The sequence below is a fragment of the Hydrogenophaga sp. genome, from assembly GCF_011390835.1.
GTDB lineage: Bacteria > Pseudomonadota > Gammaproteobacteria > Burkholderiales > Burkholderiaceae_C > Hydrogenophaga.
This window is the reverse complement of sequence record NZ_JAABRQ010000001.1, coordinates 160,010-173,229: the sequence shown is the minus strand read 5'-3', so window position 1 is coordinate 173,229 and position 13,220 is coordinate 160,010. Positions and strand designations below refer to the sequence as shown.

At 62.3% G+C, this 13,220-nt stretch carries 8 protein-coding genes; all 8 read left to right on the top strand.

Annotation, left to right across the window (positions count from 1 at the left end):
* Positions 1–37 precede the first annotated feature (37 nt).
* The 8 genes from GPT34_RS00860 to GPT34_RS00825 all read left to right on the top strand — a co-directional run bounded on the left by GPT34_RS00860 (position 38) and on the right by GPT34_RS00825 (position 13,120).
* Positions 38–589 (top strand): shikimate kinase, encoded by a 552-nt coding sequence (locus GPT34_RS00860; RefSeq protein WP_291008400.1) that lies wholly within the window; start codon positions 38–40, stop codon positions 587–589.
* 165 nt (positions 590–754) lie between these two features.
* Positions 755–1,891 (top strand): 3-dehydroquinate synthase, encoded by a 1,137-nt coding sequence (gene aroB / locus GPT34_RS00855; RefSeq protein ID WP_291008397.1) that lies wholly within the window; start codon positions 755–757, stop codon positions 1,889–1,891.
* Complete coding sequence (locus GPT34_RS00850; RefSeq protein WP_291008394.1) at positions 1,888–3,090, top strand: deoxyguanosinetriphosphate triphosphohydrolase; 1,203 nt, start codon at positions 1,888–1,890, stop codon at positions 3,088–3,090. Before aroB ends, GPT34_RS00850 begins: the two co-directional genes overlap by 4 nt.
* Before the next feature lie 5 nt (positions 3,091–3,095).
* Positions 3,096–4,340 carry an MFS transporter gene (locus GPT34_RS00845; protein WP_291008391.1) on the top strand — a complete coding sequence of 415 codons (1,245 nt, stop codon included), beginning with the start codon at positions 3,096–3,098 and terminating at the stop codon, positions 4,338–4,340.
* Positions 4,341–4,575: 235 nt separating this feature from the next.
* Positions 4,576–5,313, top strand: coding sequence for a sulfite exporter TauE/SafE family protein (locus tag GPT34_RS00840; RefSeq protein WP_291008388.1), 738 nt, complete (start codon positions 4,576–4,578; stop codon positions 5,311–5,313).
* 686 nt (positions 5,314–5,999) lie between these two features.
* Positions 6,000–6,698, top strand: a complete 699-nt coding sequence (locus GPT34_RS00835) for a transposase (protein WP_291008385.1) — start codon at positions 6,000–6,002, stop codon at positions 6,696–6,698.
* Between the two features lie 183 nt (positions 6,699–6,881).
* Positions 6,882–11,612, top strand: coding sequence for a glutamate synthase-related protein (locus GPT34_RS00830; RefSeq protein ID WP_291008382.1), 4,731 nt, complete (start codon positions 6,882–6,884; stop codon positions 11,610–11,612).
* A 41-nt stretch (positions 11,613–11,653) separates the two neighbouring features.
* Complete coding sequence (locus GPT34_RS00825; RefSeq protein ID WP_291008379.1) at positions 11,654–13,120, top strand: glutamate synthase subunit beta; 1,467 nt, start codon at positions 11,654–11,656, stop codon at positions 13,118–13,120.
* Positions 13,121–13,220: the final 100 nt, after the last annotated feature.

Here is a 13,220-nt window from a genome sequence, read left to right as displayed (position 1 = left end):
TTGTTGACCAGGTCGGTCGCGGCGGAATAGTTCCTTCGTGAAGAGACTGGTTCTCGTGGGTCTGCCGGGTTCCGGCAAATCCACCGTTGGAAGGCAGCTATCGCGGCGTTTGCAGCTGCCCTTCCTGGACTCGGATCATGTGATCGAGCAGAGACTAGGCTGCTCAATCCGTGAGTATTTCGAACACGCGGGAGAAGAGCGCTTTCGCGAGATCGAGTCCAGTGTGCTGGATGAAATCAGCCGGGGAGAGCCTGCAGTCATCTCAACGGGTGGTGGCTCGGTTTTGCGCCCCATGAACCGGCAGCGCCTGCGCGAACGGGGGCAGGTGGTCTATCTTCGATCCACTCCAGAAGAGTTGTTCCGCCGGTTGCGCCACGACCGAAAGCGTCCGCTGCTGCAGGTAGAGGACCCCTTGCAACGGCTGCGCGATCTGTACGAAGAGCGCGATCCTTTGTATCGCGAAACCGCGCACTTCGTGATCGAAACGGGGCGGCCTTCGGTGGCGACCTTGGTCAACATGATCTTGATGCAGCTCGAAATGGCCGGGCTTGTTGCTCCCTCTCAGCCGGCGGTAACGCCGAAAACCTGATTTCACGCTTGGGCTTTGAGCCCGGCGTGCCGCCGAATTCATGTTGCCTGGATCGGGCCATCTGCTTGCTACGTCTGGCCAGGAGTTGCCTTGCGTGCGGGTCACGGAGCAGTACCACGCGCCGCAGCAGTGCCTGTCGCATGGGCCTGCCCTAAACTCGGAGGGATGACGCCTCAATCCATTCCCGCCGGAGCGACCACCGGTCCGCAACAGGTCGACATCGATTTGGCCGACCGCAGCTATCCCATCCTGATTGGAACCGGTCTGCTGGATGCCAACACCAGCTACGCCGGCCTGCCGAGGGCTGCCACCGCGCTGATCGTGACCAACACCACCGTCGCTCCGCTGTATGCGCAGCGTCTGCAAGCCGCGCTGGCTGGCCGGTACGAACGGGTGCACACGGTCGAACTGCCCGATGGAGAGAGCTTCAAGACCTGGGAGACTCTCAACCGGATTTTTGACGAGCTGCTCTCTCACGCCTGTGACCGCAAGACGGTGCTGTTCGCGCTCGGTGGCGGTGTCGTCGGCGACATGACTGGATTTGCAGCCTCTAGCTACATGCGCGGCGTGCCGTTTGTGCAGGTGCCGACCACATTGCTGGCTCAGGTGGATTCTTCCGTGGGTGGCAAAACAGCCATCAACCACCCGCTGGGCAAGAACATGATCGGCGCCTTTTATCAGCCGCTGCGCGTCATCTGCGATCTGGATACGCTCAAGACCTTGCCAGCGCGTGAACTGAGCGCCGGTTTGGCCGAGGTGATCAAGTACGGCCCCATCGCTGACATGGCGTTCTTCGAGTGGATCGAATCGCATCTGGACGAACTGCTCATGCAAGAGTCCCATGCGATGGCCTACGCGGTGCGCCGAAGCTGCGAGATCAAGGCCTGGGTGGTGGGCCAGGACGAACGGGAGTCCGGCTTGCGCGCCATCCTCAATTTTGGCCACACCTTCGGTCATGCCATCGAGGCTGGCCTGGGCTACGGCCAGTGGCTGCATGGCGAAGCAGTGGGTTGCGGTCTGGTCATGGCCGCGCGCCTGTCAGAGGCCCTGGGACTGGTCGACGCGGCTTTTGTCGAGCGGTTGACGTCGCTGGTGCGCCGCGCGGGTTTGCCGGTGGTGGCGCCGGTGCTTGATGCGGCTGACAACTCCAACCGCTACTTGTCGTTGATGCGCGTGGACAAAAAGGCCGAGGCCGGCGAGATCAAGTTTGTGCTGATCGACGGGCCGGGTCTGGCCACGGTGCGCAGCGCGCCCGACGCTTTGGTGGCGAAGGTGATCGACGCCAGCTGCATCCCGGCATGAGCGCTGCAAGTGAGGCCGGCTTGACAGGCCTCGCCCCTTACGCCAGCGACTCCGCCCGCAGCCGCGGCCGTCGTTTCCCTCAGCCCGAGGCGCCCACGCGAACAGCGTATCAGCGCGATCGCGATCGCGTCATCCATTCCACCGCGTTTCGTCGCTTGGTCTACAAGACCCAGGTGTTCCTGAATCATGAGGGCGATTTGTTTCGCACCCGCCTCACCCACTCGCTGGAAGTGGCTCAGCTCGCTCGCAGCATCGCGCGCTCACTGCGGCTCAACGAAGACCTGGTGGAGGCCATCGCGCTGGCGCACGATCTGGGCCACACACCCTTCGGTCACGCGGGCCAAGACGCCCTGCACGCCAGCCTGCAAGCGCTGGCCGACCCCGATTCAGACGGTGATGCACTCGGCTGGGGGTTTGAACACAACCTGCAAAGCCTGCGCGTAGTCGATCAGCTAGAAGAGCGCTACCCCAGCTTCGATGGACTCAACCTCTGCTTTGAAACCCGGGAAGGCATTCTCAAACACTGCTCGCGCGCCAACGCGCAGCGCCTGGAGGTGCAAGAGCCGGGTGGCGTGGCCGCTCGTTTTCTGAACGGCGGCTCGCCATCTATCGAAGCCCAGCTCTGCAACCTGGCTGACGAGATTGCCTACAACGCGCACGACATAGACGACGGTGTGCGCTCCGGCCTGTTGTCTCTGGAGCAGCTCGCCGAGGTGCCGCTGTTCGAGCGTTTCCGCGCGCAGGCCCTAACCGATCACCCAAAGCTGGAAGGTCGCCGCCTGCTGTTTGAGTCCATCCGCCTGATGCTCAGCGAGCAGGTCTACGACGTGATCCGCACCACCCAAGCGGCCATCGATGTGCTCAACCTCCCCGACGCCGACGCGGTACGCCGAGCGCCGCCGCTGGTGGCGTTTTCGCCTGCCATGCGCGCCGAGAGCCAGGTACTCAAGTCCTTCCTCTTGCGCAACTTGTACCGGCATCCGCAGGTCATGGAAACCACGGACCGCGCACGCCGCGTGGTGAGCGATCTGTTCACGCGTTATCTCGACGCGCCTGAGGAGATGCCCGATTCCCACGTGTTGCCCCACGCCTCGCCGCGACAACGCGCGCGTGCCGTGGCCGACTACATCGCCGGCATGACCGACCGGTTCGCCATCCGCGAGCATGAGCGTTTGTTCGGTCGCGTGCTGTTTCCCTGAAACCCTTGGCTGCCGAGCTTCAGGCTCCACCGGACGCGTCAGCACGCTCAGCGCAGCGCCTGGCCTGGCTGGTGTTTGGCGTGGGCGTCACCGCCGCGCTGCACATCGGCAAGCTGCCGGTGGCCATCCCAGTGCTCCAGATCGCGCTGGACCTGAGCCTGATTCAGGCCGGTTTTTTGCTCTCGCTGGTTCAACTCGCGGGTATGACGCTGGGCCTGTTCGTCGGCCTGCTGGCCGATCGGGTCGGGCCGCGGCGCGTCATGCAGGTGGGCCTGTTGCTGCTGGCGGCGGGCAGCGCGCTGGGTGCGCTGGCGCCCGGCGTAGGCTGGTTGCTGGCCTCGCGGGTGGTTGAGGGTCTGGGCTTCTTGCTGGCGGTGCTGCCCGCCCCTGGACTGCTGCGCCAACGCGTGATGCACGCGCCCACCTTGGCGCGCGCGCTGGGCTGGTGGGGCGCCTACATGCCGCTCGGTACCGCGCTGGCGCTCTTGCTCGGCGCGGCGCTTATCGGTGGTGTCGGATGGCGTGGCACCTGGCTGATCCTGAGCGCGCTGGCCTTGCTGGCTTGCGCGGTGTTCAGCTGGCGGGTGTCGCCGCCTGCGGCGCTGGCTGCGTCGGGTGGTGTGGCCGCGCTTGGCCCGCGACTGCAGCGCACGCTGCATTCACCAGGTCCCTGGTTGGTTGGCTTGGCGTTTTTTCTCTACTCTGGCCAGTGGCTGGCGGTGATCGGTTTCCTGCCTACGCTTTACCACCAGGCGGGATACAGCGGGGCTGTCCTGGGTGCGCTCACCGCACTGGCCGCCGGCGTCAACATGCTGGGCAATGTGGCTGCCGGCCGCCTGCTAGCCAGTGGTGCCCGACCGGGCCGGGTGCTGCAGGCGGCCTACATCAGCATGGCGCTGGGTGCGGCAATGGCCTTCGGCGACGTGGGTCCGTTGTGGTTGCAATACTTGGCCGTGCTGGTGTTCTCTGCCGTCGGCGGCCTCATTCCTGGCACCCTGTTTGGCGTCGCCGTGCACCTCGCGCCCGATGCCGACACCGTCTCCACAACCGTGGGCTGGATGCAGCAACTCTCCGCCCTGGGCCAGTTCGTGGGCCCACCAACCGTGGCCTGGCTGGCGGTGCAGGTGGGCGGCTGGCACTGGACTTGGATGGCCACGGGCGCGTGTTCGTTGTTGGGGGTGGGGGTGGCCCTTCAATTGCAGCGGGTGTGGGCGGGGCATGGAAGGCCTGGGAAGTCGCCTGCTGTCTGAGGGTTGCGAAGCCACTGGTGCGATATTGCCCTGAGTTCGGCCAGAAGGTTCATACCGGGGCGTACCCACACGCAGCCTCTCCCCTTGCTCGCGTATGGCCCCAGGGTGAGGGCTCCATGGCCCAGGGCAGCCAGTACCCTCTAGCGCCCCAATAATTTTGATTTGGGATGCGAGACAGGCGTCTGTGCAGACTCTCATGCATACTGCCGCCATCCCGTGCGGAGTGCCCTGAAACATGTTGACCACCCACAGCTTGATGCTGCTTGCGCTGATTTTCCTGCTGGGGGGGCTGGTCAAAGGTACCGTCGGGTTCGGGCTGCCGACCATTGGCATTGGCTTGGGTGCACTGGTGGTGGACATCCCAACGGCTATGCTGCTCATTGCCCTTCCGACCATCGCGACCAACGTGTGGCAGATGTGGGTCAATGGTGATTGGCGTCGCATCGCCCGCCGGCTCTGGGTATTCATGTTGGCGGCGGTGTGGTTGATCCCACTGGGTGTAGCTGCCATTGTCTATGTGCCTGCAATGCCTTACCAGCGCTTGTTGGGCCTCATCATCTTGATTTACAGCGTGTGGACACTGTGGGGCAAAGACCGGGTTTTCCCCTGGGCGCAGAACCCGACCGTCGCGTTCGTGGCCGGCTCGCTGAACGCGGTGCTCACAGGAATGACAGGCTGTTTTTCGGTACCGGGCGTGATGTATTTGCGCGCTGTCGGACTGTCCAAGGCAGACTTGCTCGGTGCCATGGGCATGCTCTATTTGCTGTCTGCCGTTGGCATGCTGGGCTCGCTCTGGTTGATGGGCAAGACCACCATGGCGCTGAGCCAGGCATCACTGGCTGCGTGTGTGCCGGTGGCCTTGGGCCTGGTGCTGGGCACCCTGATTCAGAAAAGGTTGTCTGAAGCCCTGTTCAAACGCCTTTTTCTGGCATCGTTTGCGGTTTTGGGTTTGGTACTGATGGCTACGGGCTGACAGGGCCAGTACGCATGAGTGGCGTCAGAACCCAGTTCAAAGTTTCGTGCTCAATAGTCCCACCAATAGCCTCGATCGACAATGAATCGACTGTCAGATTTGCCCGACTCGTCAACCAAAGAGTGTCAGCGATGGCGCAAAATTAGCACGGGTACATCAATATTATTGGCGGTATTGCCGGTTCGTTGAGTCATCTCGGTATCGCGATTCACAACCAGCGTACACATGTGCTTTCTTTGGCGCTCTTGGTTATCTCTGCTCTACTTTTCCCTTTTGCTCCAAGGCCTTTGGCTAGCATAATGATGCAAGATTGCTTTTTGGCTGGGGTGAGTTCATTTTCGATAGTGTTTATTCTGGTTTCTGTTTATTTGAAGTTAAGGATGGGGCGGTCGGAATTCGATATCAATCTGCCATAATCTATTACATTCTTAAAGGTCATCAAAATATGGTAGCACCCGGAGGGCCAAATAAAGAGACTTGGGATCGGATGTCTCGGTTTGAAAAGGCAATCTATTGGATTTTTGTGGTTTGCGTATTCACTCTAATTGGATGGGCGCTTTTTGCAAAAGTTTTGCAGAATGGTGATTGATAAGGTGGTTCATGCACCGGAAGTATTTAGAGAAAATAAGGGTCAGATTCCAATTATCATGTGCTGACTACCCTGAACGCCAAACACCCATCCACCCATGGCCCGTCTTCCCCGCCTCATCATTCCGGGTTACCCGCACCATGTGATTCAGCGGGGCAATAACCGCCAGGCCATTTTCGCCAGCGATGCAGACCGGCACGCACTGCTCGCGCTCTGGGCCGAGTACGCAGAGAAGTTCCAGGTGGCAGTGCATGCCTATGTGCTCATGAGCAACCACTTTCATCTGTTGGTCACACCGGGGACCGACAGCAGCTTGCCGCAGATGATGCAGGCGGTGGGGCGGCGCTATGTGCGCCATTTCAACGACGCGCATGGTCGCAGCGGCACGCTGTGGGAGGGGCGCTACCGTTCCACACTGATCGAACCCGACCGCTACCTGCTGGCCTGCATGGCCTACATCGACCTCAACCCGGTGCGCGCTGGCCTGGTGGCGCAGGCGCGGGACTACCCGTGGTCCAGCCACGGGCACAACATTGGCTTGCAGCACGACAAACTCATCACGCCGCACCCCTTGTTCTGGGTGCTGGGCAACACGCCGTTTGCCCGCGAGGCGGCCTATGCAGAACTGGTGCAGGGCGGCCTGAGCGCTGCCGACCAGCAGGCCTTGACCGACGCCACGCTCAAGGGCTGGGCGTTAGGAAGTGCTGACTTTCTGGCTGATCTTCAGCGCCGCACCGAGCGCCGTGCGACACGCTTGAAGGCGGGGCGCCCGTTCTCGGTGCCGCGCGAAGCCTGAGCCTCGCCCCCCCCCGGGCAACGCCGAACCTTTAATATGTCCCCAATTAAATGCTTCATGCTGTGATCCCAAAGTAATTGGAATCTGACCCCAATTATTGAGGTTGGCATTTTTGTTGCGTTGCACTATCCTCCCCTGCTTGCAAATTTTTTGCGACACACACCCAACCCAGAAGGATGCGCCATGACCACGGCAGCCGAGCAGCAATACCTCCAGCAACACGGTCTGTACGACCCGGCACATGAGCATGACGCCTGTGGCGTGGGCTTTGTGGCACACATCCGGGGCGAGAAAAGTCATGCCATCGTGGGCCAGGCCCTCAAGATTCTGGAAAATCTGGACCATCGGGGTGCGGTGGGTGCCGACAAGCTCATGGGCGACGGTGCTGGTCTGCTGATCCAGTTGCCTGACGCCCTTTACCGCGAAGAGTTCGCGTCCCAGGGCATCACGCTGCCGCCGCCCGGCGAATACGGCGTGGGCATGTTGTTTTTGCCCAAGGAGCACGCTTCGCGCATGGCCTGCGAGCAGGAAATGGAGCGCGCCATTGCTGCTGAAGGCCAGGTGCTGCTGGGCTGGCGCGATGTGCCAGTCAATCGCGACATGCCCATGTCGCCCACGGTGCGGGCGAAAGAGCCGGTGATGCGCCAAGTGTTCATTGGCCGCGGGACGGACGTGATCGTGCAGGACGCGCTGGAGCGCAAGTTGTATGTGATTCGCAAGACCTGTAGCGGCAACATCCAGCGCCTGAAGCTCACGCACAGCAAAGAGTATTACGTGGTGAGCATGAGCAGCCGCACCGTGGTCTATAAGGGCCTGTTGCTGGCCGACCAGGTGGGCACCTATTTCAATGACCTTCGAGACCCGCGCTGCGTCTCGGCCCTGGGTCTGGTGCACCAGCGTTTCTCCACCAACACCTTCCCCGAGTGGCCGCTGGCCCACCCCTACCGCTACGTAGCGCACAACGGCGAGATCAACACCGTCAAGGGCAACTACAACTGGATGAAGGCGCGTGAAGGGGTGATGAGCTCGCCGGTGCTGGGCGACGACCTGAAGAAGCTCTACCCCATTAGCTTTCCCAGCCAGTCCGACACCGCCACGTTTGACAACGTGCTCGAACTCATGACCATGGCCGGCTACCCACTGGCGCAGGCTGTCATGATGATGATTCCTGAACCTTGGGAACAGCACACCAGCATGGACCCGCGCCGCAAGGCCTTTTACGAGTACCACGCCGCCATGATGGAGCCCTGGGACGGCCCGGCCTCCATTGTGTTCACCGACGGACGCCAGATTGGCGCCACGCTGGACCGTAACGGCCTGCGCCCCTCGCGCTACTGCATCACCGACGATGACTTCGTGATCATGGGCTCCGAATCCGGTGTGTTGCCGGTGCCGGAAAACAAGATCGTGCGCAAGTGGCGCCTGCAGCCCGGCAAGATGTTCCTGATCGATCTAGAGCAGGGCCGCATGATCGACGACGAGGAGCTCAAGTCAAACCTCGCTAACACCAAGCCCTACAAGCAGTGGATCGAAAACCTTCGCATCAAGCTCGATGACGTGGAAGGCCCCGCCACCGCCGAGCCACTGCCCAGTGATGTCTCGCTCCTCGACCGCCAGCAGGCCTTTGGTACCACCCAGGAAGACGTGAAATTCCTGCTCGCGCCGATGGCCCGCGCGGGTGAAGAGGCGATTGGCTCCATGGGCAACGACAGCCCGCTGGCCGTGCTCTCCAGCAAAAACAAACCCCTCTACAACTACTTCAAACAGTTGTTTGCGCAGGTGACTAATCCGCCCATCGACCCGATACGCGAGGCCATCGTGATGTCGTTGGTGTCGTTCATCGGTCCCAAGCCCAACCTGCTGGACATCAACCAGATCAACCCGCCCATGCGGCTGGAGGTCAGCCAGCCGGTGCTTGACTTCGCCGACATGGCCAAGCTGCGCAACATCGACGCCTTCACCCAAGGCAAGTTCCGCAGCCACGTGCTCGACATCACCTACCCCGCGGCCTGGGGCCATGAAGGGGTAGAGGCCAAACTGGCTTCATTGTGTGCTTCGGCGGTGGACGCGATCAAGGGTGGCAAGAACATCCTGATCGTCAGCGATCGTGCTGTCAGCGCCACGCAAATCGCCATCCCCGCGCTGCTGGCCCTCTCGGCCATCCACCAGCATCTGGTGCGCGAAGGCCTGCGCACCACCGCCGGTCTGGTGGTGGAAACCGGCACCGCGCGCGAAGTGCACCACTTTGCTGTTCTCGCGGGCTACGGCGCCGAAGCCGTTCATCCCTACCTGGCCATGGAAGCGCTGGCAACCCTGCACAAGGACTTGCCCGGCGATCTCAGTCCCGAAAAGGCCATTGCCAACTATGTGAAGGCGATTGGCAAAGGCCTGTCGAAGATCATGTCCAAGATGGGTGTCAGCACCTACATGAGCTACTGCGGTGCCCAGCTCTTCGAGGCGATTGGCCTGAGCAGCGACACCATCAAGAAGTACTTCACCGGCACCTCCAGCCGGGTCGAAGGCATTGGCGTGTTTGAAATCGCCGAAGAAGCCATCCGCATGCACAAGGCCGCATTTGGCGAGGACCCGGTGCTCGCCACCTTGCTCGACGCCGGCGGTGAATACGCTTGGCGCGTGCGTGGCGAGGAGCACATGTGGACGCCTGATGCCATCGCCAAGCTTCAGCACAGCACGCGCGCCAACAACTGGAACACCTACAAGGAATACGCCGAGATCATCAACGACCAGAGCCGCCGCCACATGACGCTGCGCGGCCTGTTCGAATTCAAGCTGGATCCGGCCAAGGCCATTGCGCTCGACGAAGTGGAACCGGCCAGCGAGATCGTCAAGCGCTTCGCCACCGGCGCCATGTCACTGGGCTCGATTTCCACGGAGGCTCACGCTACCCTGGCAGTGGCGATGAACCGCATTGGCGGCAAGAGCAACACGGGCGAAGGCGGTGAAGACGCGCTGCGCTACCGCAACGAACTCAAGGGCATCCCGATCAAGCAGGGCCAGACCATGTCTGACCTGCTGGGCAAGGACGTGTTCGAAGTCGACTACACGCTGCAGGATGGCGACTCGATGCGCTCGAAGATCAAGCAGGTGGCTTCGGGCCGTTTCGGTGTCACCGCCGAGTACCTCAACAGCGCCGACCAGATCCAGATCAAGATGGCCCAGGGCGCCAAGCCCGGTGAGGGCGGCCAGCTGCCCGGCGGAAAGGTGTCGGACTACATCGGCAAGCTGCGCCACAGCGTGCCCGGCGTGGGCCTCATCAGCCCGCCGCCACACCACGATATCTACTCCATCGAAGACCTGGCGCAGCTGATTCACGATCTGAAAAACGTGGCACCCCACAGCTCGATCAGCGTCAAGCTGGTGTCGGAAATCGGTGTCGGCACCATCGCCACCGGTGTGGCCAAGTGCAAGGCCGACCACCTGGTGATCGCCGGACACGACGGTGGCACGGGCGCTTCGCCCTGGTCGTCCATCAAGCACGCCGGCAGCCCCTGGGAAATCGGGCTGGCCGAAACCCAGCAGACCCTGGTGCTCAACCGCCTGCGCAGCCGCATACGCGTGCAGGCCGACGGCCAGATGAAGACCGGGCGCGACGTGGTCATTGGCGGCCTGCTTGGTGCAGACGAGTTCGGCTTCGCCACCGCACCGCTGGTGGTCGAAGGCTGCATCATGATGCGCAAATGCCACCTCAACACCTGCCCGGTGGGCGTGGCCACGCAGGACCCGGTCCTGCGCAAGAAGTTCTCGGGCAAGCCCGAGCACGTGGTGAACTATTTCTTCTTCATCGCCGAGGAGGCTCGCCAGATCATGGCGCAGCTGGGTATTCGCAAGTTTGACGATCTGATCGGCCGCGCCGACTTGCTCGACATGAAGCAGGGCCTGGATCACTGGAAAGCCCGTGGCCTGGACTTCACCCGCTTGCTCGCCATGCCCGATGTGCCGGCCGATGTGCCACGCCTGCACACCGAAGGGCAGGAGCACGGCCTGGAAAAGGCCCTGGATCAGAAGCTCATTGCCAAATCGCGTGCCGCTATCGACAAGGGCGAGAAGGTCAAATTCATGGAAGTGGCGCGCAACGTCAACCGCTCGGTGGGCGCCATGCTGTCGGGCGCAGTCACGCAAGTGCACCCTGAAGGGTTGCCCGACGACACCATCCACATCCAGTTGGAAGGCACGGGCGGGCAGTCATTCGGCGCTTTCCTCACCAATGGCATCACGCTCTACCTGATCGGCGACGCCAACGACTACACCGGAAAAGGCCTTTCGGGCGGCCGTGTGGTCGTGCGCCCCAGCGTGGATTTCCGCGGCGACCCCGTCAAGAACATCATCGTGGGTAACACCGTGATGTACGGCGCCACCACCGGCGAAGCCTTCTTCAATGGTGTGGCGGGTGAGCGATTCGCGGTGCGACTTTCGGGTGCCACCGCAGTGGTGGAGGGTACGGGCGACCATGGTTGCGAGTACATGACGGGCGGCACCGTGGCCGTGCTGGGCAAGACCGGGCGCAACTTTGCCGCCGGCATGAGCGGTGGCGTGGCCTATGTCTACGACGAAGACGGCCAGTTCGCCCAGCGTTGCAACACCGCGATGGTGAGCCTGGACAAGGTGCTGACCGCCACCGAGCAGACCGCCACTATGGAGCCCGCCATCTGGCACCGAGGTCAGAACGATGAAGCGCAGTTGCGCAAGTTGCTCGAAGACCACAACCGCTGGACCGGCAGCCGCCGTGCCCGCGAACTGCTGGACAACTGGAGTGAAGCGCGCAGCAAGTTCGTGAAGGTGTTCCCGAACGAATACCGGCGCGCGCTGGGCGAAATCCATGCCCGCAAGTCGGCGGCTGAGGCGACCCACAAAGCCAAAGGCTCGGCCAAGCAGGCCTTGGCCACTGGCAAGTAAGCACCGACGGTCTGCAACCACACACGAACAAGGCAAGCATCATGGGAAAAGTCACCGGCTTCATGGAATACGAGCGTCTGGAAGAAGGCTACAAGCCTGTGCCCGAGCGATTGAAAAACTACAAGGAATTCGTGATCGGTCTCGATGATGGGCAGGCCAAGGTTCAGGCAGCGCGCTGCATGGACTGCGGCACACCGTTCTGCAACAGCGGTTGCCCGGTCAACAACATCATTCCCGACTTCAACGACCTGGTCTTCCAGGGCGACTGGCACAACGCCATCACGGTGCTGCACAGCACCAACAATTTCCCCGAGTTCACCGGGCGCATCTGTCCCGCGCCTTGCGAGGCCGCCTGCACGCTCAACGTGAACGACGACGCGGTCGGCATCAAAAGCATTGAGCACGCCATCATCGACCGTGCCTGGGCTGAAGGATGGGTCAAGCCCCAGCCGCCCCAGCACAAGACCGGCAAGAAGGTGGCCGTGGTCGGCTCCGGCCCGGCCGGCATGGCAGCCGCCCAGCAGCTAGCCCGAGTGGGCCACGATGTGACGGTGTTCGAGAAGAACGACCGCGTGGGCGGCCTGCTTCGCTACGGCATCCCCGATTTCAAGATGGAGAAGAGCCATATCGACCGCCGCGTGGCGCAGATGGAGGCTGAAGGTGTGGTATTCCGCACCGGCGTCGTGGTAGGCGATTGGCCCAAGGACAGCAAGGTCACCAACTGGGCCAAGTCATCGATTTCGCCTGCCGAGCTGCAGAAGGATTTCGACGCCGTGGTACTCACCGGTGGCTCGGAGCAAAGCCGCGACTTGCCGGTGCCCGGCCGTGAACTCAAAGGCATCCATTTCGCCATGGAGTTTCTGCCCCAGCAGAACAAGGTCAATGCAGGCGACAAGCTCAAAGGCCAGATCATGGCCACAGGTAAGCACGTGATCGTTATCGGTGGCGGCGACACCGGCAGCGACTGCGTGGGCACGAGCAACCGCCACGGCGCGGCCAGCGTGACGCAGTTTGAAGTGATGCCGCAGCCGCCCGAAGAGGAGAACAAGCCGCTGGTGTGGCCCTACTGGCCGCTCAAGCTGCGCACCAGTTCCAGCCACGAAGAAGGGTGCGTGCGCGAGTTCGCGATTTCGACCAAGGCGTTTCTGGGTGAAAAGGGCCAGGTCACGGGCCTGCAGACGGTGCACGTTGAGTTCAAGGACGGCAAGCTGGTCGAAATCCCGGGCACCGAGAAGACCTACCAGGCTGACCTTGTGTTGTTGGCCATGGGCTTCGTGAACCCGGTGTCGAGCGTGCTCGACAGTTTTGGCGTCGACAAAGACGCTCGCGGCAACGCGAAGGCCACCACAGAGTTCAGCGGTGGCTATGCGACCAGCCTGCCCAAAGTGTTCGCCGCAGGCGACATGCGCCGCGGCCAGAGCCTGGTTGTGTGGGCGATCCGAGAAGGCCGCCAGGCTGCTCGCTCGGTGGACGAGTTTCTCATGGGCTTCTCCGACCTGCCGCGGTAGATCGGCCCCCTCCCGCCGCGCTGCGCGCGACCCCCCGAGGGGGCGATACGAGTGGCCCGGCGGAGCCGGTTCCACCGCCTCCAGGGTTCGCGCCTCGCGC

Excerpts from the sequence above, each read along its gene's own strand:
- aroB (WP_291008397.1), top strand. The coding sequence starts at position 755 with ATGACGCCTCAATCCATTCCCGCCGGAGCGACCACCGGTCCGCAACAG.
- GPT34_RS00850 (WP_291008394.1), top strand. The coding sequence starts at position 1,888 with ATGAGCGCTGCAAGTGAGGCCGGCTTGACAGGCCTCGCCCCTTACGCC.
- GPT34_RS00840 (WP_291008388.1), top strand. The coding sequence starts at position 4,576 with ATGTTGACCACCCACAGCTTGATGCTGCTTGCGCTGATTTTCCTGCTG.
- GPT34_RS00835 (WP_291008385.1), top strand. The coding sequence starts at position 6,000 with ATGGCCCGTCTTCCCCGCCTCATCATTCCGGGTTACCCGCACCATGTG.
- GPT34_RS00830 (WP_291008382.1), top strand. The coding sequence starts at position 6,882 with ATGACCACGGCAGCCGAGCAGCAATACCTCCAGCAACACGGTCTGTAC.
- GPT34_RS00825 (WP_291008379.1), top strand. The coding sequence starts at position 11,654 with ATGGGAAAAGTCACCGGCTTCATGGAATACGAGCGTCTGGAAGAAGGC.